The organism is Streptomyces sp. TLI_146, from assembly GCF_002846415.1.
GTDB lineage: Bacteria > Actinomycetota > Actinomycetes > Streptomycetales > Streptomycetaceae > Streptomyces.
The window spans coordinates 4,353,130-4,376,236 of sequence record NZ_PJMX01000001.1 but is presented as its reverse complement, the minus strand read 5'-3'; the positions used below and the strand labels follow the sequence as shown (position 1 = coordinate 4,376,236).

The following is a 23,107-nucleotide window of genomic DNA, read 5'->3' as shown; positions in this document are numbered from 1 at the left end:
CACAGCAACCTGCCGGAGAAGCCGTACCCCCCAGGGGCGCGGGGAACTGCGCGAACAACCCGCCACTCAGCCGCAGACAAACACCGGGCCGAGACTCAGAGCTGCTCGATCACGTAATCGACGCACGCCGTCAGCGCCTCGACGTCCGACGGGTCGATCGCCGGGAACATCGCCACGCGGAGCTGGTTGCGGCCGAGCTTGCGGTACGGCTCGGTGTCGACGATCCCGTTGGCGCGCAGCACCTTGGCGACCGCCGCCGCGTCGACGTCCTCCGCGAAGTCGATCGTGCCGATGACCTGCGAGCGCTTCGCCGGGTCGGTGACGAACGGGTTCGCGTGCTTGGACTCCTCCGCCCAGCTGTAGAGGCGGGTCGAGGAGTCCTTCGTACGGGCAGTGGACCAGGCGAGACCGCCCTGGCCGTTGATCCACTTCAGCTGCTCGTTGAGGAGGAAGAGCGTGGCGAGCGCCGGGGTGTTGTACGTCTGGTTCTTGAGGGAGTTGTCGATCGCCGTCGGGAGGCTGAAGAACTCCGGGATGTGGCGGCCGGACGCGTGGATCCGCGCGGCGCGCTCCAGCGCGGCCGGGGAGAACGCCGCGATCCACAGACCGCCGTCGGAGGCGAAGGACTTCTGCGGGGCGAAGTAGTAGACGTCGCTCTCGGCGATGTCGACCGGCAGGCCGCCCGCGCCCGAGGTCGCGTCGACCAGGACGAGCGCGCCCTCGTCGGCGCCCGCGACCCGCTTGACGGGGGCGGCGACACCGGTGGAGGTCTCGTTGTGGGTGAAGGCGTAGACGTCGACGCCCGCCTCGGCGGCCGGCTCGGGGTGCGTGCCGGGCTCGGAGGCGATCACCGACGGCTCGGCCAGCCACGGCGCGAGCTTCGCGGCCTTGGCGAACTTGGACGAGAACTCGCCGAAGTTCAGGTGCTGCGACTTGTTCTCGATCAGCCCGTGGGTCGCGACGTCCCAGAACGCGGTCGAGCCGCCGTTGCCCAGGATCACCTCGTACCCCTCGGGCAGCGAGAACAGGTCCCGTACGCCCTGGCGGACCTCGCCGACCAGGTTCTTGACCGGGGCCTGGCGGTGGGAGGTGCCGAGGAGCGAGGTACCGGTGGCGGCCAGGGCGTCCAGCGCCTCCGTACGCACCTTGGAGGGGCCCGCGCCGAAACGGCCGTCGGCGGGCTTCATGTCAGCGGGAATCTGGATCTCAGCCACGAGCGCAGGGTATCGGCACACCGTGGAGCGCGCGGCTCCGGTCCACCCCGCGAGACGCGCCGCGGGCGCGGCCCGCCGTACTCGGGCCCGCGAAGGGCAGGCTGTTTCCCATGGGAGACATGGGCGACGTGGGCGGCACGGGTGGTGCGGGCGGACCGGGGCGCACGGAGGCTTCCGGCGCGTTGGAGCGGGAACTGCGGGCGGTCGTGCGCGGGGAGGTCGACTTCTCGGCGGGCGCGCGGGCGCTGACGACGATGGACGCGTCCAACTACCGGCGTGTGCCGTACGGAGTGGTCGCGCCCCGGGACGCCGAGGACGTGGCGGCGGCGCTCGCCGTCTGCCGGGAGCACGGGGTGCCGGTGGTGCCGCGCGGCGGCGGCACCTCGATCGCGGGCCAGGCCACCGGCACCGGGGTCGTCCTGGACTTCACCCGGCACATGCGGGCCCTGCTGTCGGTGGACGCGGCGGCGCGGACGGCGGTGGTGCAGCCGGGCCTCGTCCTGGATGTGCTGCGGGAGGCGGTCCGGCCGTACGGGCTGACGTTCGGGCCCGATCCCTCGACGCACAGCCGGTGCACGCTCGGCGGGATGATCGGCAACAACGCGTGCGGGTCGCACTCGGTGGCGTACGGGACGACCGCCGACAACGTCCACGCTCTGGCGGTGGTGAGCGGCGCGGGCGAGGCGCTCCGGCTCGGGCAGGGCTGGGCCGGCGCCCCGGCGGGTCTGCGCGACTTCACCGAACGCCACCTCGCCGCCCTGCGCACCGGCTATCCGCAGGACCTGCCGCGCCGGATCTCCGGGTACGCGATGGACGCGCTGCTGCCCGAGCGCGGGACGGATCTGGCGCGGGCGTTCTGCGGCAGCGAGGGCACGCTCGGCGTGCTGACCGAGGCGACCGTACGGCTGGTGGAGATGCCCGTAGCCCGGGCGCTCGCGGTGCTCGGCTATCCGGACGAGAGCGCGGCGGCCGAGGCGGCGCCCGCCCTGCTGGCGTACGGGCCGCTCACCGTCGAGGGGATGGCCGCCGACCTGGTGCGCGACGGGGCCGGGCTGCCGCGCGGCGGCGCCTGGCTCTTCGTGGAGACGGGCGGCGCCACCCCGGCCGAGGCGCAGGCCCGCGCCCGCGAGCTGGTGCGGACGGCCGCCCCGCTGGACGCGGCCGTGGTCACCGACCCGGCCGGGCAGCGGTCGCTGTGGCGGGTGCGCGAGGACGCGGCCGGGACGGCGACGCGGATGCCGGACGGCACGGAGGCCTGGCCCGGGTGGGAGGACTGCGCGGTGCCGCCCGCGCGCCTGGGCCCGTATCTGCGGGAGTTCCGGGCCCTGTTGCGGGAGCACGGCCTGCGCGGCACGCCGTACGGGCACTTCGGTGACGGCTGTGTCCACGTCCGGATCGACTTCGACCTCATGAGCGCGGCGGGCGTGGCGCGCTTCCGCCGCTTCTCCGAGGAGCTGGCCGGTCTGGTGGCCGCGCACGGCGGCTCGCTCTCGGGCGAGCACGGCGACGGGCAGGCGCGGGCGGAGCTGCTGCCGAAGATGTACGGGGCCGAACTGGTCGCGCTGTTCGGCCGGTTCAAGGACGTGTGGGACCCGGCGGGGCTGCTGAACCCCGGGGTGCTGGCCCGGCCCGCCCGGCTGGACGAGAACCTGCGCTTCGAAGTGCTGCCGAGGCGGCCGGTGGAGGTCGAGTTCGGCTATCCGCAGGACGGCGGGGACTTCTCGGCGGCGGTGCGGCGGTGTGTGGGCGTGGCCAAGTGCCGTACGGCGGACGCCGGTTCGGGCGGCGGGGTGATGTGCCCGTCCTTCCGGGCCACCGGCGAGGAGGCGCACTCGACGCGGGGCCGGGCGCGGCTGCTGCACGAGATGCTGGCGGGCGAGGTCGTCACCGGCGGCTGGCGCTCGCCGGAGGTGCGCGACGCGCTCGACCTGTGCCTGTCCTGCAAGGGCTGCCGCAGCGACTGCCCGGTCGGGGTGGACATGGCCACGTACAAGGCGGAGTTCCTGCACCACCACTACCGGGGGCGGCTGCGGCCCGCCTCCCACTACGCGATGGGCCGGCTGCCCCGCTGGCTGCGGCTGGCCGCGCCCTGGGCGCGCGGGCTCAACGCGCTGGCCCGGGTGCGCCCGCTGGCGGCCCTGGTGAAGCGGCTGGCGGGGATCGCGCCGGAACGGGGGCTGCCGGTGCTGGCGGGGGAGACGTTCCGGAGGTGGTGGCGGGGACGGACTGCCGTGCCCGCCGGGGCGGTGCTGTGGCCGGACACGTTCACGAACCACCTCTCCCCCCAGGTCGGCCGGGCGGCGGTGCGGGTCCTGGAGGCGGCCGGGGTGGGGGTCGTGGTGCCCCCGGGCCGGGTCTGCTGCGGCCTCACCTACGTCTCCACCGGCCAGCTGACCCGCGCCCGGGCGGTCCTGCGCCGCACGCTGGACGCGGTGGAGCCGCTGCTCGACCGCGGTCTGCCGATCGTCGTGCTGGAGCCGAGCTGTGCGGCGGCGCTGCGCACCGATCTGCCGGAGCTGCTGCCCGACGACCCGAGGGCGGCGCGGCTCGCGGCGTCGGTGCGTACGTTCGCGCAGGCGCTGGAGGAGTGCGCGCCGCGGTGGACCCCGCCGTACGTGGGGCGGGCGGTCGTCGGGCAGACCCACTGCCACCAGCACGCGGTGCTCGGGGACGCGGCCGAGCGCCGGCTGCGGGAGCGGGCCGGGCTGACGGGTGCGCTGAGCGGCGGCTGCTGCGGTCTGGCCGGGAACTTCGGGTTCGAGCGGGGCCACTGGGAGGTGTCGGTGGCCTGCGCGGAGGACGAGCTGCTGCCGGCGGTACGGGCGGCGCGCCCCGGCACGGAGGTCCTGGCGGACGGCTTCTCGTGCCGTACGCAACTGGAGCAGCTGGCGGGGCGGCGGGCGAGGCATCTGGCGGAGGTGCTGGCGGAGGGGCTGCCGGACGAGGGTAGTGGGCAGCGGGACTGAGCGCCGCTTACATTGATGGGAGGGCACCATTCCGTTTCACGGGCGGAAATCGCTGGACCGAGCGGCCGGAAGGGTGCAATATTTTGATTACGAAGTCCAATGTACTGAACTAACGAACCAGCTAGGGGAACCCCGGTGACCACTCCGCACGCGGCCGCAGAGCCGACGACCGCCACCGCGGCGGCGACCGTCGCGACCCCGGAGGCGGCGGGCGGACTCGGCGGGGGCCGGGGCCGCCGGGCGGCCCTTGCGCCGGTCGCGCTGGTGGTGGCGGGCGGGATTTCGGTCCAGTTCGGCTCGGCGGTCGCGGTCATGCTGATGCCTCGGGCCGGGGCGGCGGGAGTGGTGACGCTCCGCCTGCTGGCGGCCGCGCTGGTGCTCCTGGTGATCTGCCGCCCGAAGGTACGCGGCTACCGGCGCGCCGACTGGGGAACGGTGGTGGCCTTCGGCGTCGCGATGGCGGGCATGAACGGCCTCTTCTACCAGGCGGTCGACCGCATCCCGCTCGGCACCGCGGTGACCCTGGAGGTCCTGGGCCCGCTCGCCCTCTCGGTCCTGGCCTCCCGCCGCCTGGTCAACTTCGTCTGGGCCGGGCTGGCGCTCGCGGGCGTGGCGCTGCTCGGCAGCGGCGGGGGCGACGGGTTCGGGTCGCTGGACGCGGCCGGGGCGGCGTACGCGGTCGGGGCGGGCGCGTGCTGGGCGGTGTACATCCTGTTCAGCGCCCGTACGGGCCGCCGCTTCCCGCAGGCGGACGGCCTGGCCCTGGCGATGGCGGTGGCGGCGGTCCTGTCACTCCCCCTGGGCGCGATCCAGTCGGGCTCGAAACTCCTGGACCCGTCGACGATCGGCCTGGGCGCGGCGGTGGCGATCCTCTCCTCCGTACTCCCGTACACCCTCGAACTCCTCGCCCTGCGCCGCCTCCCCGCCTCCACGTTCGCGGTGCTGATGAGCCTGGAACCGGCCATCGCGGCGACGGCGGGCTTCCTGGTCCTCCACCAGGCCCTGTCGGCCACGGACGCGCTGGCGATCGCGCTGGTCATCGGGGCAAGCGTGGGGGCGGTGCGGTCGCAGGTGGGCCGGGGGCGGTAGCCCAGGGCGGCCCGACCACGGTCACGCCGCCGCGCCCCGCCTCCCGCACGGCTTCCCGGGCGGCCCCGCGCAGGGCCTCCCCGAGCCGGTCGTGGAGCAGCGCGGCCTCGGACGGCAGCAGCACCATGTCGGCATCGGCCACGTGCCGCCCGTCCCGGGCGAGCCAGAGGGCGACGCGCACGTTGCCGTCGGTGTCGCGGCGGGCGGGGCGACTGGGGATGGGGTCGATGCGCCAGCCGCGGGGGGTGGGGGTGGGGTCGGGGGTGTGGTTTTTTTTGGGCATGGGGGAATGGTTCGCCCGGCGGTGGGTGGGGCGCCAGGTTGTTGCATCAGGTTGCATCGGATCACCCCAGCGAGGCGATGGCTCGCGCGATCCGTGCACGGGCGTCGACGCCGTACACGGCGATCCGGGATAATCCGGCGAACGCCTTGAGGTAGGTGCGGATCTCGTCCGGGGCGGACACGTTGATCTCCGCCGTCAGCGTCTCGACAGCCACCTGGGCATCGTCGAAGGCGTAGAACGCCTCCAGTGGCCAGATGGCGCGACGCGCCCCAAAAGGGATGACGCCGAGAGATACGTTCGACTGTGCCATCACGGAGAGCAGATGGCCGAGTTGGCCCGCCATCGCCGCGTCGTCGCTCACGCAGTGGTAGAGAACCGTCTCTTCGAGGAGCAGCGCGAACCGGTGGGCGCCCTCCTGTATGACACGGGACCGGTCCAAGCGTGCCTGTACGGCGTCCGCCACGTCGTCAGGGGTGCCCTGGAAGTCAGTGATCGAGCGCAGCAGCCCTGTCGCGTACTCGGCCGTCTGGAGAATGCCGGGGACGACGCTCGACGAGTAGATGCGGAAATGGCGGGTGCGCTGGTACAGCGGTTTCGTCTGCTCATGGACACGACGCATCCCGTCGCGGTGGAGCTGGCGCCACGTCATGTACATCGACTGGGCGTTGCGGGCGGCCGCGATGAGGTCCTTGATCTGATCGGCGGCGTCGCAGGCGGTGCACCAGGCGCGGATGTCCGCGTCCGAGGGCGGCGTCTTGCCTCTGGCGATTCGCGACGACTTCGATTTGTGCCAGCCGCAGAGGGCGGCCAGTTCATGCCCTGTCAGTCCGGCATCCTGCATGATGCCGTGCAGCCGGGCCGCTACGGCCGCCCGAGCCGCCTCGGCGCTGGAGAGCGGTGATGAGGGCATGAACCAGTTGCCTGCGTCAGACGCCGTACTTCTCGTGCGGGACGGCTCGGTCCCAGACGGCTTCGAACGCCGAGGCGCACAGCTGGGCCACAGCGGGCTCGTCGGTGTGGTCCGTGTGGACCCAACGACCGTCCCCGTCGAAGATGTTGAACTGGACCAGCTGGTCGTCGAAGAGCCAGAAGTCATTGCCGGGCAGGCTCAGGTCCGACGCACTGCGCCGGGCCAGCCAACGGACCTGTTCGCCGGCGGCGATGTTGGTGAACGTCCCGTGGTGTTCGAAGCGGATGTAGTCGCTCACCGGCTCCGAGACGATGCGGGCGCGCCGCATGACCACGCCCTTCGCGGTGACCTCCTGTACGAGGTCGTGCCACGGGCGCCACCACGACGCACGGTCCTCGGGGTCGAGCCGGTGGCCTTTCCTCCAGGCCGCGAACTCCTCGATCTCGTTCTCCACCCCGTACACGTCCCGCATTTCCAGGTGGACGGCCGATCGCCGTGCCGACCTGATGCGTTCCGCGAAGCTATCCAAGGTCTGCGACATCAAGTGCCTCCTTGAGAAGCGGGACCATCCGCTTCGGTAACCGGATCACTGCCTCGTGCCCGGGGAGCGGGACGTCCTTCGAGCTCTCGTCCGCTGTCCGAGCGTCCACCTTCCACCCCTGGACGACCAGATCCTTCGTCTCCTCGTCCACCCACACTGCGGGAGAACCGTGATCTCCGGACTCCGGATCTTTCCCGACGAACCGTAATGCCATGACGACCTCCGCCATCGGTCCTGTTGCGTCTGGTTGCACCACCATCTCGCCGACCCGCCCGCACCGGCAAGGGCGCATCCCCGCCCAGCACTTGAGCGCCCCCGCACCACCCCACGCCCCCGCCAAAAAACAATGCAAGCACGCTTGCTTGTTTTGCGGGTCGCTGCCATGCTCCCGGACACGCACCCCGCATCCCCACCCGAAGGGACCACCCCCGTGTCCGATGCGAACGCCGTGCTCGACGATCTGCGCGCCGAAGGGGAGGAACTCGACCGGCTCGTCGGGGCGTTGAGTCCGGGCGACTGGGCGCGGGAGACCGCCGCGCCGGGGTGGCGCATCGCGCACCAGATCGCGCATCTGGCCTGGACCGACCGGGCCGCCCTGCTCGCCGTCACCGACGCCGAGGCGTTCGCGGCGGAGGTGGAGAAGGCCGCCGCCTCGCCTGACACCTTCGTCGACGAGGGGGCCGAGGCGGGCGCCCGGCTCGAACCCGACGAGCTCCTGCGGCGCTGGCGGGACGGGCGCGCCCGGCTGCGAGACGCCCTCAGCGCCGCCCCACCCCGCGCCCGCTTCCCCTGGTACGGCCCGCCCATGTCCGCCGCCTCCATGGCCACCGGCCGTCTGATGGAGACCTGGGCGCACGGCCAGGACGTCTGGGACGCCCTCGGCCGCACCCGCGAGCCCACCGACCGGCTGCGCCACGTCGCCCGGATCGGCGTACGGGCGCGTGACTTCGCCTTCGCCGTACGGGGGCTGGCCGCGCCCGCCGAGGAGTTCCGGGTCGAGCTGACCGGGCCGGGCGGCGGCCTGTGGACGTACGGACCCGAAGACGCCGCCCAGCGCGTCACCGGCCCCGCCCTGGACTTCTGCCTCCTCGTCACCCAGCGCATCCACCGCTCCGACACCGCCGTCCGCGCCCACGGCCCCGACGCCGACCGCTGGCTCGACATCGCCCAGGCCTTCGCGGGCCCGGCCGGGCCCGGACGCGCGCCCAAGGGGGCCTGATGCGGCGGCCGCTGCGCATCGCCAACGCCTCCGGGTTCTACGGCGACCGCTTCGACGCCCTGCGCGAGATGCTCACCGGCGGGCCGCTCGACGTGCTCACCGGGGACTACCTCGCCGAGCTCACCCTGCTCATCCTCGGCCGCGACCGCCTCAAGGACCCCCGCCTCGGCTACGCCAAGACGTTCCTGCGCCAGCTGGAGGAGTCCCTCGGGCTCGCCCATGAACGCGGGGTGCGGATCGTCACCAACGCGGGGGGACTCAACCCCGCCGGACTCGCCGAGGAGATACGGGAGTTGGCGGGCAGGCTCGGCCTTCCCGTCCGCGTCGCCCATGTCGAGGGCGACTCCCTTCCCCCGCGCCCCGGTGGCCTCACCGCCCACGCATACCTCGGCGGCACCGGCATCACCGCCTGCCTCGCCGCCGGGGCCGACGTCGTCGTCACCGGGCGGGTGACGGACGCCGCCCTCGTCACCGGGCCCGCCGCGTGGTGGCACGGGTGGGGGCCCGAGGAGTACGACGCCCTCGCCGGGGCCGTCGTCGCCGGGCACGTACTGGAGTGCGGCACCCAGGCCACCGGCGGCAACTACGCCTTCTTCCGCGACCACGACGTCCGCCGCCCCGGCTTCCCCCTCGCCGAGATCCACTCCGACGGCACCAGCGTCATCGGCAAACACCCCGGCACCGGCGGTGTCGTCGACATCGGCACCGTCACCGCGCAGCTCCTGTACGAGACCGGGGGCGCCCGGTACGCCGGGCCCGACGTCACCGCCCGGCTCGACACCGTACGGCTCGCGGCGGACGGGCCCGACCGGGTGCGGATCACCGGCGTACGCGGCGAGGAGCCCCCGCCCACCCTCAAGGTCGGGCTTTGCCGCATCGGCGGCTGGCGCAACGAAGTCGTCTTCGTGCTCAGCGGGCTCGACATCGAGGCCAAGGCCGACCTCGTGCGGGCACAGATCGAGGAATCGTTCCGGCGCGCCAAGTCCCGGCCCGCCGACATCCGTTGGGAACTCTCCCGCACCGACCGCCCCGACGCCCCCACCGAGGAGACCTCCAGCGCCCTCCTGCGTCTCGTCGTCCGCGACCCCGACCCGGACGCCGTCGGCCGTACCGTCAGCGGCGCCGCCATCGAGCTCGCCCTCGGCAGCTACCCGGGGTTCCATGTGACCGCCCCGCCCGGGAAGGGCGCCCCCTACGGCGTCTTCGAGGCGGAGTACGTCGAGGCGGGCGAGGTCGCGCATATCGCCGTGCTGCCCGATGGCGTACGGCAGTCGATGCCCCATCCCGTACGGACTCGGGTCCTTGAGGATGTCGGAGAGCCGGTGCCGCCCGCGCCCCTGCCCGACGGGCCCACCCGCCGCGCGCCCCTCGGCCTCGTCGCCGGAGCCCGCAGTGGTGACAAAGGTGGAGACGCCAATGTCGGTGTGTGGGTGACATCCGATGACGCCTGGCGGTGGCTGGCGCATGAACTGACAGTTGAGCGATTTCAGGAACTGATACCTGAAAGCCGTCAGTTGAAAGTCGTCAGGCATCAGCTCCCCCTCCTGCGCGCCCTCAACTTCACCGTCCACGGCCTCCTCGGCGAGGGCGTCGCCTCGCAGGCCCGCTTCGACCCCCAGGCCAAGGCGCTCGGCGAGTGGCTGCGCTCGCGCCACCTGGACATCCCGGAGGTGCTGCTGTGACCGTCCTGCCCACCGCGCTCGATACGGCCGGGCCCGAGTACGCCGCCCACCGCGAGGCCATGCTCGCCAAGCTGGCCGAGCTCGACGCCGAGCACGCCAAGGCGCTCGCGGGCGGCGGCCCCAAGTACGTCGAACGCCACCGGGGGCGCGGCAAGCTGCTCGCCCGTGAACGCATCGAGCTGCTGATCGACCCCGACACCCCGTTCCTGGAGCTGTCGCCGCTCGCCGCCTGGGGGAGCGACTACCCCGTCGGCGCCTCGATGGTCACCGGGATCGGCGTCGTCGAGGGGGTGGAGTGCCTGATCACGGCCAACGACCCGACCGTACGCGGCGGCGCCTCCAACCCATGGACGCTGAAGAAGGCGCTGCGGGCCAACGAGATCGCGTACGCCAACCGGCTGCCCTGCATCAGCCTCGTCGAGTCCGGCGGCGCCGATCTGCCCTCCCAGAAGGAGATCTTCATCCCGGGCGGGGCCCTGTTCCGCGACATCACACGGCTCTCCGCCGCCGGGATCCCCACCATCGCGGTGGTGTTCGGCAACTCGACCGCCGGCGGCGCGTACGTACCCGGGATGTCCGACCACACCGTCATGATCAAGGAGCGGTCGAAGGTCTTCCTCGGCGGGCCGCCGCTGGTCAAGATGGCCACCGGCGAGGAGAGCGACGACGAGTCGCTCGGCGGCGCCGAGATGCACGCCCGCACCTCCGGCCTCGCCGACCACTACGCCGTGGACGAGCAGGACGCCCTGCGCCAGGCCCGGCGCATCGTCGCCCGCCTCAACCACCGCAAGGCGCACCCGGACCCGGCCGTCCCGTACGAACCGCCCGAGTACGACGAGGACGAGCTGCTCGGGATCGTGCCGGGGGACCTCAAGACGCCCTTCGACCCGCGCGAGGTCATCGCCCGGATCGTCGACGGCTCCGACTTCGACGAGTTCAAGCCGCTGTACGGGCCGAGCCTGGTCACCGGCTGGGCGCGGCTGCACGGCTACCCCGTCGGCATCCTCGCCAACGCCCAGGGCGTGCTGTTCTCCGCCGAGTCGCAGAAGGCCGCCCAGTTCATCCAGCTCGCCAACCAGCGCGACATCCCGCTCCTCTTCCTGCACAACACCACCGGCTACATGGTCGGCAAGGAGTACGAGCAGGGCGGCATCATCAAGCACGGCGCGATGATGATCAACGCGGTCAGCAACTCCAAGGTGCCGCATCTGTCGGTGCTGATGGGGGCCTCGTACGGCGCCGGGCACTACGGCATGTGCGGGCGCGCCTACGACCCGCGCTTCCTCTTCGCCTGGCCCGGCGCCAAGTCCGCCGTCATGGGGCCGCAGCAGCTCGCCGGGGTCCTCTCGATCGTCGCCCGCGCCTCCGCGCTCGCCAAGGGGCAGCCGTACGACGACGAGGCCGACGCCGGGCTGCGCGCCATGGTCGAGCAGCAGATCGAGGCGGAGTCCCTGCCCACGTTCCTGTCCGGGCGGCTGTACGACGACGGGGTCATCGACCCCCGCGACACCCGCACGGTCCTCGGCATATGTCTGTCCGCCGTCCACACGGCCCCGGTCGAAGGCGCGCGCGGCGGCTTCGGCATCTTCAGGATGTGAGGCGCTGATGATCCAGTCCGTACTCGTCGCCAACCGGGCCGAGATAGCCTCCCGGGTCTTTCGCACCTGCCGTGACCTGGGCATCTCCACGGTCGCCGTGCACTCCGACCCGGACGCGTCGCTGCCGTACGTCCACGAGGCCGACGCGGCCGTACGGCTGCCCGGGTCCTCGCCCGCCGAGACGTATCTGCGCGGCGACCTCGTCGTGAAGGCGGCGCTCGCGGCGGGCGCCGAAGCCGTGCACCCCGGGTACGGGTTCCTCTCCGAGAGCGCCGGCTTCGCCCAGGCGGTCGTCGACGCCGGGCTGACCTGGATCGGGCCGCCGCCCGCCGCCATCGAGGCGATGGCCTCCAAGACCCGCGCCAAACAGCTGATGGCGGCGGCCGGGGTGCCGCTGCTCGCCCCCGTCGACCCGGCGAAGGCCACCACCGCCGATCTGCCGCTGCTCCTGAAGGCGGCGGCAGGCGGGGGCGGCCGGGGCATGCGGGTCGTCCGGGACCTGCGCGAGCTGCCAGGGGAGTGGGAGGCGGCCGCCGCCGAGGCCCGGTCCGCCTTCGGGGACGGCGAGGTGTTCGCCGAGCCGTACGTGGAGCGCGGGCGCCACGTCGAGGTGCAGATCATGGCCGACGCGCACGGCACGGTCTGGGCGCTCGGCACCCGCGACTGCTCTCTCCAGCGCCGTCACCAGAAGGTCGTCGAGGAGGCACCGGCGCCCGGCCTGCCCGAGGCCCTGCGCACCCGGCTGCGCACCGCCGCCGTGGCCGCCGCCCGGGCCGTCTCCTACCGGGGCGCGGGCACGGTCGAGTTCCTCGTCGACGGCCGGGGCCGGGCGTACTTCCTGGAGATGAACACCCGCCTCCAGGTCGAACACCCCGTGACGGAGGCCGTGTTCGGCATCGATCTCGTCGCGCTCCAGCTCCAGGTCGCCGAAGGCGCCGCCCTGCCCGCCGAACCGCCCGAGCCGACCGGGCACGCCGTCGAGGCGCGGCTGTACGCCGAGGACCCGGCGGGCGGCTGGACCCCGCAGACCGGTGTCCTGCACCTCCTCGACGTCCCCGGCGTCCGCCTGGACCGGGGCTACGGCGACGGCGACACCATCGGCGTCCACTACGACGCCATGCTCGCCAAGGCCGTCGTCCACGCCCCCACCCGCGCAGCGGCCGTCCGCACCCTCGCCCGCGCGCTCGAACGCGCCCGTATCCACGGGCCGAAGACCAACCGCGACCTGCTCGTACGCTCCCTGCGCCACCCGGACTTCACCTCCGGCCGCGTCGACACCGGCTTCTACGACCGGCACCTGCCCGCCCTCACCGAGCCGCGCGCGGGCGAGGCGCACGCGGCCCTCGCCGCCGCGCTCGCGGACGCGGCGGGCCGCCCCTCCCGCTTCGGTGGCTGGCGCAACCTGCCGTCCCAGCCGCAGGCCAAGCGGTACGGCGACCACGAGATCCGCTACCGCCTCACCCGCGAGGGCCTGACCGCCGACGGCTTCCCGGACGTACGCCTGGAGGCCGCCGAGCCCGGTCTCGTACGCCTGGAAGTCGACGGAGTCGCCCGGGACTTCCGGATCGCGCGCTATCGCGACCAGGTGTACGTCGACACCGCCACCGGCTCGTACGCCCTCACCGCACACCCCCGCTTCACCGACCCCAGCGAACTCCTCGCCCCCGGCTCGCTGCTCGCCCCCATGCCGGGCGTGGTCGTCCGGGTCGCGGAGGGGCTCGCCGAAGGGGTCCGGGTCACGGCGGGGCAGCCGCTGATCTGGCTGGAGGCGATGAAGATGACCCACCCCATCACCGCCCCCGCCTCCGGCACCCTCACCGCGCTCCACGCCGCCCCCGGCCGCCAGGTCGAGGTCGGCGCCCTGCTCGCCGTCGTACAGGACGCACCCGCAGCCCAGGAGGACCAGCCGTCATGACCGCAGTACGCAGCAGCGCCATCGAGAGCCAGGAACTCAAGGACCTGCGGGCCGCCGTCGCGGCCCTCGGGCAGCGGCACGGCCGGGGACACGACCGCGAGGTGCTGTGGGCGGAGGCCGCCAAGCTCGGCTACCTGGGGGTGAACCTGCCCGAGGAGTACGGCGGCGGGGGCGGCGGCATGGCCGAACTCTCCATCGTCCTGGAGGAGTTGGGGGCCGCCGGGTGTCCCCTGCTGATGATGGTCGTCTCGCCCGCCATCTGCGGCACGGTCATCGCCCGCTTCGGCACCGAGGAGCAGAAGCGCACCTGGCTGCCGGGGCTCGCCGACGGCTCGAAGACCATGGCGTTCGGCATCACCGAGCCCGACGCGGGCTCCAACTCGCACCGCATCACCACCACCGCCCGCCGCGACGAGGAGAGCGGCGGCTGGATCCTCACCGGCCGCAAGGTCTTCATCTCCGGCGTGGACATCGCCGACGCCACCCTGATCGTCGGCCGTACGGAAGACGCCCGCACCGGCAGCCTCAAGCCGTGCCTGTTCATCGTCCCGCGCGACACCCCCGGCTTCCAGCGCTCGCAGATCGACATGGAACTCCAGGCCCAGGAGAAGCAGTTCGAGCTCGTACTCGACGAGGTGCGGCTGCCCGCCGCGTCGCTCGTCGGTGGGGGCACCTCCCACGCTTTCGGCAGTGGGGGAGAGGACGCCGGGCTGCTCCAGCTCTTCGCCGGGCTCAACCCCGAGCGGATCATGACGGCCGCCTTCGCGATCGGCATGGGCCGGTACGCGCTGGCCAGGGCGCTCACGTACGCGCGCGAGCGGCAGGTGTGGAAGGCGCCCATCGGCGCCCACCAGGCCATCGCCCACCCGCTCGCCCAGGCCCACATCGAACTGGAGCTGGCCCGGCTGATGATGCAGAAGGCCGCCGCGCTCTACGACGCCGGCGACGACATGGGCGCGGGCGAGGCCGCCAACATGGCCAAGTACGCGGCCGCCGAAGCCTGCGTGAAGGCCGTCGACCAGGCCGTGCACACCCTCGGCGGCAACGGCCTCACCCGCGAGTACGGGCTCGCGGCCCTGATCACGGCGGCGCGCGTGGCCCGGATCGCGCCGGTCAGCCGCGAGATGATCCTCAACTATGTCTCGCATCAGACGCTGGGGCTTCCCAAGTCGTACTAGCCGTACTAGGACGTGCCCCCATGGTCTTCCACAGCGAGTACGCGGCCGTCCCGGTCGTCGACGAACCCATCCACCAGGCGGTCCTCGGGCACGCGGCGTCCCGGTACGGCGCCGCCACCGCCCTGATCGACGGCACGGACCCGACGGGCGCCACCTCCGTCTCGTACGCCCTGCTCGACGTGCGGCACCGCCGGGTCGCCGCCGCGCTCGCCGAGGCCGGGCTGCGCAAGGGCGACGTCCTCGCCCTGCACAGCCCCAACTCGGTGCTCTTCCCCGCCGTGTTCTACGGGGCGACCCGCGCCGGGGCCTCGGTGACCACCGTCCATCCGCTCGCCACGGCCGAGGAGTTCGCCAAGCAGATCGCCGACTCCTCGGCCCGCTGGATCGTCACGATCGCGCCACTTCTGGAGACGGCCCGCCGCGCGGCCGAACTCAGCGGCTGCATCGCGGAGATATTCGTCTGCGACCGGGCGGACGGCCACCGCTCGGTCCTCGACATGTTCGCCTCCACCGCCCCCGAACCCGCCGTGCACATCGACCCCGGCGAGGACATCGCCGTCCTGCCCTACTCCTCGGGCACCACCGGCGTCCCCAAGGGCGTGATGCTCACCCACCGCTCGATCGCCACCAACCTCGCCCAGATCCACCCGCTGGCCCCCATGGGCCCCGGCGACCGCATCCTCGCCGTGCTGCCGTTCTTCCACATCTACGGCCTCACCGCGCTGCTCAACGCCCCGCTGCGGCACGGCGCCACCGTCGTGGTCCTGCCGCGCTTCGACCTCGACCAGTTCCTCGCCACCATCGAGCGCCACCGCATCACCGGCCTGTACGTGGCCCCGCCGATCGTCCTCGCCCTCGCCAAGCACCCGGCGGTCGCCCAGTACGACCTCTCCTCCCTGGAGTACATCGTCAGCGCCGCCGCCCCGCTGGACGCCCGGCTCGCCGCCGCCTGCTCGGCCCGGCTGGGGCTTCCGCCGGTGCGCCAGGCGTACGGCATGACCGAGCTCTCGCCCGGCACCCACGCCGTGCCCCTGTCGGCCGCCAACCCGCCGCCCGGCACCGTCGGCAAACTCATGCCCGGCACCGAGATGCGCCTCCTCTCCCTGGACGAGCCGGGTCGCGACGTCGCCCCCGGCGAGACCGGCGAGATCGCCATCCGGGGCCCGCAGGTCATGAAGGGCTACCTCGGCCGCCCCGAGGCCACCGCCGAGATGATCGACGCCGACGGCTGGGTCCACACCGGCGACATCGGACACGTCGACGCCGACGGCTGGCTCTTCGTCGTCGACCGCGTCAAGGAACTCATCAAGTACAAGGGCTTCCAGGTCGCCCCCGCCGAACTGGAGGCACTCCTGCTCACCCACGACGCCATCGCGGACGCGGCGGTCGTCGGCGTGTACGACGAGGACGGCACCGAGGTGCCCTGCGCTTACGTCGTCCGGGCACCGGGCAGCCCGGACCTCACCGCCGAGGACGTCATGGCCTACGTCGCCGAGCGCGTCGCCCCGTACAAGAAGGTCCGCCGCGTGGAGTTCATCGGCGGCGTGCCGCGCGCGGCGACCGGCAAGATCCTCCGCCGCGAACTGCGCGAACGCCACCAGGTCCAGAACAGTGGGAAGGGCACCGCATGACCGTCGTACACCGCTCGCACGACCGGGGCATCACCACGCTGACGCTGGACTCGCCCGCCAACCGCAACGCCCTGTCGGCCGCCCTCGTCGGCGAACTCGGCGCGGCCCTCGCCGACTGCGCCGCCGACCCGGGCGTACGGGCCGTCCTGCTCACCCACACCGGCACCACCTTCTGCGCGGGCGCCGACCTCAAGTCGCCGCCCGACCCGGCCGCCTTCGTGGCCCTGATGCGGGCCGTCGTCGAGCTGCCCAAACCGGTCGTGGCCCGGGTCACCGGACACGTACGGGCCGGCGGGCTCGGGCTGCTCGGCGCCTGCGACATCGCGGTCGCCGGGCCCGACTCCTCGTACGCCTTCACCGAGGCCCTGCTCGGCCTCGCCCCCGCCGTGATCTCCATGCCCCTGCTGCCCCGCATGGACCCGCGCGCCGCCGGGCGCTACTACCTCACCGGGGAGCGGTTCGGGGCGGCCGAGGCCGTACGGGCCGGACTGCTCACCGAGGCGGCCGACGACGTGGACACGGCCCTCGCACCCGTACTCGACGGGCTGCGCCGGGCCTCCCCGCAGGGCCTGGCCGCATCGAAGTCACTGGTCACGGCTACCGTGGTGGAGACCTTCGACCGCTGGACAGAAGACCTGAGCGCGCGTTCGGCGGCCCTGTTCGCCTCCGCGGAGGCGAAGGAGGGCGTGACGGCGTTCCTGGAGCGACGGGAGCCCCCATGGGTGTTGTGACCTCGGCGACTGCCTCGGCCAAGGGCCCCAACGCGCCGAAGCAGGACCGCAGCCGGGCCACCCGGCAGCGCCTCCTGGAGGCCGCGGTGGCGTGCCTGGCCGAACACGGCTGGGCGGGCTCCACGGTCTCGGTCGTCGCGGAACGGGCCGGTGTCTCGCGCGGCGCGGCCCAGCACCACTTCCCCACCCGGGAGGACCTGTTCACGGCGGCCGTCGAGTACGTGGCCGAGGAGCGCTCCACGGCCCTGCGCGCCCTGGGCCCCACCGACCGCCACACCGTGGTCGCCAGCCTCGTCGACCTCTACACGGGCCCCCTGTTCCGGGCCGCCCTGCACCTGTGGGTGGCCGCCGCGAACGAACCCCAACTGTACGCGCGCGTAAGGGAGTTGGAGGCACGGGTCGGCCGGGAGTCGCACCGCATCGCGGTAGCCCTGCTCGGCGCGGACGAGTCGGTGCCCGGCGTACGGGAAACGGTCCAGGGCCTCCTGGACATGGCCCGCGGCCTGGGTCTGGCGAACGTCCTGACGGACGACGGGGCGCGACGGCGCCGGGTGGTGGCGCAGTGGGCCGAGCTGGTGGATGGCGCCCTCGGCTGACGTTGTGGGCAGGCGTTCCGCAGGGCGGAACGGGTGGGCACAACGGACCACCGGGCCGCAGACGAAGGGAAGACGGGCCGGGGCGCGCACACGATCGCCCCGGCCCGTCCAACCGGACTAGGACGCGCGGCCGTCCGCGTCCTCGCACGCCTTCGCCTTGTTGCGCAGCGCGTTGGCCCGCTGGTGCGCCTTCGCGGCGGCCTCGCGCTCGCCCAGGCGCTTCAGCTCCTCGGCCTTCCGGTCGAGCTGGGCGGCCTCCTGGCGCAGCTCGGCCGGCTTGCAGATGATCACGCCGGCCTGCGCGGCGGGCGCGACGGTCACGGCGAGGCCGCCGGCGAGCAGCGCGGCGGAGAGGACAGCGGTCACGGTACGACGCATGCGAGTACTCCAAATCCCGGGCCCCAAGAGCCCGTTGTGGGGGACTGGTACACGAAAACCCTATCGAATCCGGCCATGCGGTTGATCAAGGGGGCCCGGACTGGGGTGGATACGCGTGTGGCGCCGCCCCCGTCCCCGGGGCGGCGCCACACGTACAAACTGAGGCGGGGTCGGCCAAGGGCTCAGGCCCGGATGTCCCCGTACCCCTCCACCTCGCGCGGGTCGCGCGGGCCCGGCCCGATGTAGCGGGCGGAGGGGCGCACCAGGCGGCCCGTCCGCTTCTGCTCCAGGATGTGGGCCGACCAGCCCGCCGTACGGGCACACGTGAACATCGACGTGAACATGTGCGCCGGGACCTCCGCGAAGTCCAGCATGATCGCCGCCCAGAACTCGACGTTCGTGGCGAGCACACGGTCGGGGCGGCGGGCGTGCAGCTCCTCGAGGGCGGCCTTCTCCAGCGCCTCCGCGACCTCGAAGCGCGGCGCGGCCAGCTCCTTGGCGGTGCGGCGCAGCACGCGCGCCCGCGGGTCCTCGGCGCGGTAGACGCGGTGCCCGAAGCCCATCAGGCGCTCGCCCTTGTCGAGGGCCTTCTTCACGTACGCGGTGGCGTCGCCGGTCCGCTCGATCTCCTCGATCATGCCGAGGACGCGGGAGGGGGCGCCGCCGTGCAGCGGACCGGACATGGCACCGACCGCGCCCGACAGCGCGGCCGCGACATCCGCGCCGGTGGAGGCGATGACGCGGGCGGTGAACGTCGAGGCGTTCATGCCGTGCTCGGCGGCCGACGTCCAGTACGCGTCGACGGCCTTCACATGCCGCGGGTCCGGCTCGCCGCGCCAGCGGATCATGAACCGCTCGACGACGGACTCGGCCTTGTCGATCTCGCGCTGCGGCACCATCGGCAGCCCCTGGCCGCGCGCCGACTGGGCGACGTACGACAGTGCCATGACGGCGGCGCGCGCCAGGTCGTCGCGGGCGGTCCGCTCGTCGATGTCGAGCAGCGGCTTCAGCCCCCAGACCGGCGCGAGCATCGCGAGCGCGGACTGCACGTCGACGCGGATGTCCCCGGAGTGGACGGGGATGGGGAAGGGCTCGGCGGGCGGCAGCCCTGGATTGAAGGCCCCGTCGACCAGCAGCCCCCAGACGTTCCCGAACGACACATGGCCGACGAGATCCTCGATGTCGACGCCTCGGTACCGAAGAGCACCGCCTTCCTTGTCGGGTTCGGCGATCTCGGTCTCGAACGCGACGACTCCTTCAAGTCCGGGTACGAAGTCGGACATCAGGCGGCTCCTCGTGATGCTTGCGACAGCTGCGGGATGGGTCGGGCAGGGGGCGCCCCTTCCCCCGTGATGCCCCGTGTGGTGGAAAATTCAACCCACCGGGTCGTAGGGGGGCCACAGTGGCCCAGCGGAGAGTTTGGCGGGTTCGACGGGTGCGGGGAAGCGTGACATCCGGCACACTGCCCCATTTGCCGCGCGGAGGGTTGGCGACCCTCCGTGCCGGGAAAGCTGACACGCCGTGCCATCTGAGGTGCCCGGGCGCGGCCCCGCGCTCCTGCGGCAGGATGACGCCGTGACCGACCACGACCCCGCCGCCATGCGCCGCCAGTACCGCACCACCCTCCTGGACGAGACCGACCTGGCCGCCACGCCCATGGCCCAGTTCGCGCGCTGGTTCAAGGAGGCCGTCACCGGCGGCCTGCACGAGCCGAACGCCATGGTCGTCGCCACGGCGACCCCCGACGGCCGCCCCTCGACGCGCACGGTCCTGCTGAAGGCCTACGACGACCGGGGCTTCGTCTTCTACACGAACTACGCCTCGCGCAAGGCGGCCGAGCTGGCGGCGAACCCGCAGGTCTCCCTGCTCTTCCCCTGGCACCAGCTCTCCCGCCAGGTCATCGTGACGGGCACAGCCGCGCGCGTTCCGCAGGAGGAGACCGAGGCGTACTTCCGCACCCGCCCCCACGGCTCCCGGCTCGGCGCGTGGGCGAGCCCGCAGTCGACGTCGATCGCCTCCCGCGCGGAACTGACGAGCCGTTACGAGGAGCTGGCGGCCCGCTATCCCGAGGGCGCCGAGATCCCGGTCCCGCCGCAGTGGGGCGGCTTCCGGATCGTCCCGGAGACGGTGGAGTTCTGGCAGGGCCACGAGAACCGGCTGCACGACCGGCTGCGCTATGTCCCGGCGGGCCCGGACGCCTGGCGGGTCGAGCGCCTGGCGCCCTGACCGGCACACCGCCCTGACCGGCACACCGCTCGGACATGCAGAAACCCGCGGGCTCGGGTTCCTCCGGAGAGGAGCCGGCCGGACGTACCGGCGAGCCCGCGGGTCGGTGACTGCTGGGAATTTCGGCCGGCGACGAGCCGGCACCACACAAAGTGTGCGACTGGCAGGCGCTAGCCCGCAGTCACCTCACGCGTCCGGTATTCATACATCTGCCGAACCACCTCCCTTCTCGTGTGCACCACACATTAGGAAGCCGCGCGGGACGCGACAACCGATTTATTCGGCGCGCTCCCCGGCCGACCGCTCGACGCAGAACTCGTTGCCCTCCACGTCCGCGAGCGTGACCCAGCCCCTGCCGTCGGGCAGCCGGTGGTCGCCGACGAGTGTGGCGCCGAGGGCCAGCAGCCGGTCCACCTCCTCGTCGCGGGTGCGGTCCTGCGGCTGGAGGTCGAGGTGGACGCGGTTCTTCACCGTCTTGGCGTCGGGAACCGACACGAACAGGAGCGCGCTGCTCCCGGCGGTCACCAGGGCCTCCGGGTCGCCGGGGGAGTCCTCGTCGGAGACTTTGCCGTCGAGTACCGCAGCCCAGAAGGTGGCCAGCGTGTAGGCGTCGGTGCAGTCGAACGTCGTATGACGTACAAGTGAGGTCATGGGCGTCACTATGTTCGACAACAGCGGGGCGGAAAAGGTCTTTTCGGGGGCGCGGGTCGATCTGGAGCCCCTGCGGGTCGGCCACGCCGAGGAGATGGCGGAGGTGCTCGGCGATTCCGCGCTGCACCGGTTCATCGGCGGCGCCCCGGACACCGCCGAGGCCCTGCGCGCGCGGTACGCGCGGATGACGGCCGGGTCGCCCGACCCCGCCGTCCAGTGGCTCAACTGGGTCATCCGGCTGCGCGCAGAGCACCGGTCGGTGGGTACGGTCCAGGCCACTGTGCAAGGTGGTACGGCGGAGATCGCCTGGGTCGTGGGGACGCCCTGGCAGGGGCGGGGGATCGCCGTGGAGGCCGCGCGGGTGCTCGTCGCCGGGCTCGGCGCGTACGGAGTGCGGAGCGTCGTGGCGCACATCCACCCCGATCACACCGCGTCCGCCGCCGTCGCGCGCGCCGCCGGGCTCGCCCCGACCGACGAGCGGCAGGACGGCGAGGTGCGCTGGCGCGGGGAGCTCGACGGGTGAGCCCGCGCGGATAGTTCCCGCCGGGGCGCCCCGCTCCGGCGTCGCAAAACGGCCCTTCCCGGGAAGGGATTTCGGGGAAGTCGATGTGGGATGCGTCACGTTCCAGTTGAATGATCCGACGAGGGTCGGTGCGTATGTGTGACGCGGCGACACGTCCTGCAGGGGGTGCCAGGATGAGTGCTTCCCGGAGTGAGACCACCAACGCCCTCGGTCCCGACGAGCCGGACCGGGGACACGACGAGGGCCCGGACGGTCCGCCGGTGCCCGAGCCCGAGCACGGCGGCGATCTGCTCGCCGCGCTGCTCGACGGGATGGACGCCGCGCTCTGCGCGTTCGACGCGGGCGGCGCGGTCACGCACTGGAACCGCGAGGCCGAGCGGATCCTCGGCTGGAGCGCCGAGGAGGCCGTCGGCCGCCAGGGCTTCGCCGGATGGGCGGTCCGGGCCGCCGACGCGGGCGAGGTCGAGGGCCGGCTGATGGCCGCGATGGACGCGCCGGGCCGCCAGGTGCACGAGTTCGCGCTGCTGAAGAAGGACGGCGGGCGCGTTCTCGTACGGACGCAGTCGGCCGGGGTCCGGGGCGCGGACGGCAAACCGGCGGGCGTGTACTGCGCGTTCAGCGAGGTGCACGCGCAGATCGACCTGGAGCGGTCGATCGCGCTGAGCGAGGCGCTGTTCGAGGACGGGTCGTGGGGCGTGGTGCTCGTCGATGTGGACCTGCGTCCCACGGTCGTCAACGCGTACGCGGCGCGGGCGCTCGGGACCGGGCGGGTCACGCTGCTCGGGCGGCCGCTCGGCGAGCTGATCACGCAGGGCGTCCAGGAGCTGGAGGGCGCGCTGCACCACGTGCTCGCGGAGGGCGCGCCCGCCTCGCCCGCCGAGCTGTGGGGGACGCTGCGCACCGCCGAGGGCGAGCGGCGGCGCTGCTGGCGCAGCGGCTTCCTGCGGCTGGCCTCGCCGCTGGCGGAGGAGCCGGTGCCGCTGGGCGTCGCCTGGCTGTTCCAGGACGTGACCGACGCGAAGCTGGCCGAGCAGGAGGCGGACCGGCTGCGGTTCCGCTGGAACCAGCTGTACCGGGCGGCGCGTACGGCGGCGGAGTGCGAGGACCCGTCGGAGGCGGCGCTGGCGTACCTCGACTTCGCGCTCGCCGGGTTCGCGGAGCACGCTCTGGTGGACGTGGCGGTGGGCGAGCGCCTGGTGCGTACGGCGGCGTCGCCGGCGAGCGCGCCGGGGCCGGTCGCGCCGGTGGCGGGCGGGGGCATCCCGGTCCGTTACGCGCCGGGCCACCCCGCGCTCCAGGCCGTCGACCGGGTCGGGTCGGTGCGGGCCAGCGGGGGTGCGGAGGGCTGGGCGGCGGAGCGGCAGTGGCCCGCGGACGCGCGGCACGCGCTGTGCACGGTCCTGCGCAGCCGGGGCCGTACGGTCGGCGTCCTCACGTTCCTGCGCGGCCCCGGCCGCCCGGCCTTCGAACGCCCGGACGCGGAGTTCGCGGAGAGCGTGGCGGTACGGGTGGCGGCGTCCCTGGACTTGGCGTCGTCGGTGGGGTGACCCCCACGCGGCTTCGTTCGTCTGCGGACCGTGGATGGCTGGTCGCGCAGTTCCCCGCGCCCCTGAAAACCCTCGTTCGTCTGCGGACCGTGGCCGGTTGCTCGCGCAGTTCCCCGCGCCCCTTAGATGCCGCTGCGCGGCAACTCCCTGGGCGGCCCGGAGGGGCGCTTTTAGGGGCGCGGGGAACTGCGCGCTCAGCCCGCCACCGGCCCGCAGACAAAGACCGGGC

Annotated in this window: 20 protein-coding genes; 13 read left to right on the top strand and 7 right to left on the bottom strand. The window is 73.2% G+C overall.

The window, feature by feature from the left end:
* Positions 1-95 precede the first annotated feature (95 nt).
* A complete protein-coding gene (serC, locus tag BX283_RS19530; protein WP_101388856.1) occupies positions 96-1,214 on the bottom strand; it encodes a phosphoserine transaminase in 1,119 nt (372 codons plus the stop codon).
* A gap of 110 nt (positions 1,215-1,324) precedes the next feature.
* On the opposite strand from serC, the gene BX283_RS19525 reads away from it, so the two are divergent.
* Positions 1,325-4,180 (top strand): FAD-binding and (Fe-S)-binding domain-containing protein, encoded by a 2,856-nt coding sequence (locus tag BX283_RS19525; protein WP_373979202.1) that lies wholly within the window; start codon positions 1,325-1,327, stop codon positions 4,178-4,180.
* A 135-nt stretch (positions 4,181-4,315) separates the two neighbouring features.
* Positions 4,316-5,269: a DMT family transporter gene (locus tag BX283_RS19520; protein ID WP_101388854.1), complete on the top strand. Its 954-nt coding sequence runs from the start codon at positions 4,316-4,318 to the stop codon at positions 5,267-5,269.
* Here BX283_RS19520 and BX283_RS19515 read toward each other — a convergent pair.
* The 3 genes from BX283_RS19515 to BX283_RS19505 form a co-directional block, all read right to left on the bottom strand.
* Positions 5,217-5,552 (bottom strand): hypothetical protein, encoded by a 336-nt coding sequence (locus BX283_RS19515; RefSeq protein WP_101388853.1) that lies wholly within the window; start codon positions 5,550-5,552, stop codon positions 5,217-5,219. The two genes, BX283_RS19520 and BX283_RS19515, sit on opposite strands and share 53 nt — an antisense overlap.
* A gap of 61 nt (positions 5,553-5,613) precedes the next feature.
* Entirely contained in the window at positions 5,614-6,462 is an 849-nt protein-coding gene (locus tag BX283_RS19510; protein WP_101388852.1) for a helix-turn-helix transcriptional regulator, read from the bottom strand.
* Between the two features lie 16 nt (positions 6,463-6,478).
* Positions 6,479-7,003, bottom strand: a complete 525-nt coding sequence (locus tag BX283_RS19505) for a DUF6879 family protein (protein WP_101388851.1) — start codon at positions 7,001-7,003, stop codon at positions 6,479-6,481.
* A 430-nt stretch (positions 7,004-7,433) separates the two neighbouring features.
* Here BX283_RS19505 and BX283_RS19495 point away from each other — a divergent pair, with 430 nt between their 5' ends.
* Genes BX283_RS19495 through BX283_RS19460 form a run of 8 tightly spaced genes read left to right on the top strand, consistent with a single transcriptional unit; the run spans position 7,434 to position 17,553 of the window.
* Positions 7,434-8,222, top strand: a complete 789-nt coding sequence (locus BX283_RS19495; RefSeq protein ID WP_101388850.1) for a TIGR03084 family metal-binding protein — start codon at positions 7,434-7,436, stop codon at positions 8,220-8,222.
* Positions 8,222-9,904, top strand: a complete 1,683-nt coding sequence (locus tag BX283_RS19490) for an acyclic terpene utilization AtuA family protein (RefSeq protein ID WP_101388849.1) — start codon at positions 8,222-8,224, stop codon at positions 9,902-9,904. Before BX283_RS19495 ends, BX283_RS19490 begins: the two co-directional genes overlap by 1 nt.
* A complete protein-coding gene (locus BX283_RS19485) occupies positions 9,901-11,502 on the top strand; it encodes an acyl-CoA carboxylase subunit beta (protein ID WP_101388848.1) in 1,602 nt (533 codons plus the stop codon). Before BX283_RS19490 ends, BX283_RS19485 begins: the two co-directional genes overlap by 4 nt.
* A gap of 7 nt (positions 11,503-11,509) precedes the next feature.
* Positions 11,510-13,417, top strand: coding sequence for a biotin carboxylase N-terminal domain-containing protein (locus BX283_RS19480; RefSeq protein ID WP_101388847.1), 1,908 nt, complete (start codon positions 11,510-11,512; stop codon positions 13,415-13,417).
* Positions 13,414-14,595: an acyl-CoA dehydrogenase family protein gene (locus BX283_RS19475; RefSeq protein WP_101388846.1), complete on the top strand. Its 1,182-nt coding sequence runs from the start codon at positions 13,414-13,416 to the stop codon at positions 14,593-14,595. Before BX283_RS19480 ends, BX283_RS19475 begins: the two co-directional genes overlap by 4 nt.
* Positions 14,596-14,615: 20 nt before the next feature.
* Positions 14,616-16,226 carry a 4-coumarate--CoA ligase family protein gene (locus BX283_RS19470; RefSeq protein WP_101388845.1) on the top strand — a complete coding sequence of 537 codons (1,611 nt, stop codon included), beginning with the start codon at positions 14,616-14,618 and terminating at the stop codon, positions 16,224-16,226.
* Positions 16,223-16,957 (top strand): enoyl-CoA hydratase family protein, encoded by a 735-nt coding sequence (locus tag BX283_RS19465; protein WP_101388844.1) that lies wholly within the window; start codon positions 16,223-16,225, stop codon positions 16,955-16,957. Before BX283_RS19470 ends, BX283_RS19465 begins: the two co-directional genes overlap by 4 nt.
* Positions 16,945-17,553: a TetR/AcrR family transcriptional regulator gene (locus tag BX283_RS19460; RefSeq protein WP_101388843.1), complete on the top strand. Its 609-nt coding sequence runs from the start codon at positions 16,945-16,947 to the stop codon at positions 17,551-17,553. Before BX283_RS19465 ends, BX283_RS19460 begins: the two co-directional genes overlap by 13 nt.
* A 117-nt stretch (positions 17,554-17,670) precedes the next feature.
* Here the strand turns inward: BX283_RS19460 and BX283_RS19455 are convergent, their stop codons facing one another.
* The gene (locus BX283_RS19455; protein ID WP_101388842.1) at positions 17,671-17,931 is read right to left on the bottom strand and encodes a hypothetical protein; all 261 of its coding nucleotides are present in this window, start codon (positions 17,929-17,931) and stop codon (positions 17,671-17,673) included.
* 182 nt (positions 17,932-18,113) lie between these two features.
* Entirely contained in the window at positions 18,114-19,214 is a 1,101-nt protein-coding gene (locus BX283_RS19450; protein WP_067162695.1) for a citrate synthase 2, read from the bottom strand.
* Between the two features lie 316 nt (positions 19,215-19,530).
* On the opposite strand from BX283_RS19450, the gene pdxH reads away from it, so the two are divergent.
* A complete protein-coding gene (pdxH, locus tag BX283_RS19445; RefSeq protein ID WP_180357467.1) occupies positions 19,531-20,157 on the top strand; it encodes a pyridoxamine 5'-phosphate oxidase in 627 nt (208 codons plus the stop codon).
* A 276-nt stretch (positions 20,158-20,433) separates the two neighbouring features.
* Here pdxH and BX283_RS19440 read toward each other — a convergent pair whose 3' ends face one another.
* Positions 20,434-20,808 carry a VOC family protein gene (locus BX283_RS19440; RefSeq protein WP_101388841.1) on the bottom strand — a complete coding sequence of 125 codons (375 nt, stop codon included), beginning with the start codon at positions 20,806-20,808 and terminating at the stop codon, positions 20,434-20,436.
* On the opposite strand from BX283_RS19440, the gene BX283_RS19435 reads away from it, so the two are divergent.
* Both BX283_RS19435 and BX283_RS19430 read left to right on the top strand, forming a co-directional pair.
* A complete protein-coding gene (locus BX283_RS19435) occupies positions 20,807-21,331 on the top strand; it encodes a GNAT family N-acetyltransferase (protein ID WP_257583144.1) in 525 nt (174 codons plus the stop codon). The genes BX283_RS19440 and BX283_RS19435 overlap by 2 nt on opposite strands.
* Positions 21,332-21,504: 173 nt before the next feature.
* Positions 21,505-22,878, top strand: a complete 1,374-nt coding sequence (locus tag BX283_RS19430; RefSeq protein WP_101388839.1) for a PAS domain-containing protein — start codon at positions 21,505-21,507, stop codon at positions 22,876-22,878.
* The last annotated feature ends 229 nt before the right edge of the window (positions 22,879-23,107 follow it).

What these genes read in the sequence shown, in the direction of transcription:
- BX283_RS19525 (WP_373979202.1), top strand. Translation starts at nt 1,325, where the DNA reads ATGGGAGACATGGGCGACGTGGGCGGCACGGGTGGTGCGGGCGGACCG.
- BX283_RS19515 (WP_101388853.1), bottom strand. Translation starts at nt 5,552, where the DNA reads ATGCCCAAAAAAAACCACACCCCCGACCCCACCCCCACCCCCCGCGGC.
- BX283_RS19510 (WP_101388852.1), bottom strand. Translation starts at nt 6,462, where the DNA reads ATGCCCTCATCACCGCTCTCCAGCGCCGAGGCGGCTCGGGCGGCCGTA.
- BX283_RS19505 (WP_101388851.1), bottom strand. Translation starts at nt 7,003, where the DNA reads ATGTCGCAGACCTTGGATAGCTTCGCGGAACGCATCAGGTCGGCACGG.
- BX283_RS19490 (WP_101388849.1), top strand. Translation starts at nt 8,222, where the DNA reads ATGCGGCGGCCGCTGCGCATCGCCAACGCCTCCGGGTTCTACGGCGAC.
- BX283_RS19480 (WP_101388847.1), top strand. Translation starts at nt 11,510, where the DNA reads ATGATCCAGTCCGTACTCGTCGCCAACCGGGCCGAGATAGCCTCCCGG.
- BX283_RS19475 (WP_101388846.1), top strand. Translation starts at nt 13,414, where the DNA reads ATGACCGCAGTACGCAGCAGCGCCATCGAGAGCCAGGAACTCAAGGAC.
- BX283_RS19470 (WP_101388845.1), top strand. Translation starts at nt 14,616, where the DNA reads ATGGTCTTCCACAGCGAGTACGCGGCCGTCCCGGTCGTCGACGAACCC.
- BX283_RS19465 (WP_101388844.1), top strand. Translation starts at nt 16,223, where the DNA reads ATGACCGTCGTACACCGCTCGCACGACCGGGGCATCACCACGCTGACG.
- BX283_RS19460 (WP_101388843.1), top strand. Translation starts at nt 16,945, where the DNA reads ATGGGTGTTGTGACCTCGGCGACTGCCTCGGCCAAGGGCCCCAACGCG.
- BX283_RS19455 (WP_101388842.1), bottom strand. Translation starts at nt 17,931, where the DNA reads ATGCGTCGTACCGTGACCGCTGTCCTCTCCGCCGCGCTGCTCGCCGGC.
- BX283_RS19450 (WP_067162695.1), bottom strand. Translation starts at nt 19,214, where the DNA reads ATGTCCGACTTCGTACCCGGACTTGAAGGAGTCGTCGCGTTCGAGACC.
- pdxH (WP_180357467.1), top strand. Translation starts at nt 19,531, where the DNA reads ATGCGCCGCCAGTACCGCACCACCCTCCTGGACGAGACCGACCTGGCC.
- BX283_RS19435 (WP_257583144.1), top strand. Translation starts at nt 20,807, where the DNA reads ATGGGCGTCACTATGTTCGACAACAGCGGGGCGGAAAAGGTCTTTTCG.
- BX283_RS19440 (WP_101388841.1), bottom strand. Translation starts at nt 20,808, where the DNA reads ATGACCTCACTTGTACGTCATACGACGTTCGACTGCACCGACGCCTAC.
- BX283_RS19430 (WP_101388839.1), top strand. Translation starts at nt 21,505, where the DNA reads ATGAGTGCTTCCCGGAGTGAGACCACCAACGCCCTCGGTCCCGACGAG.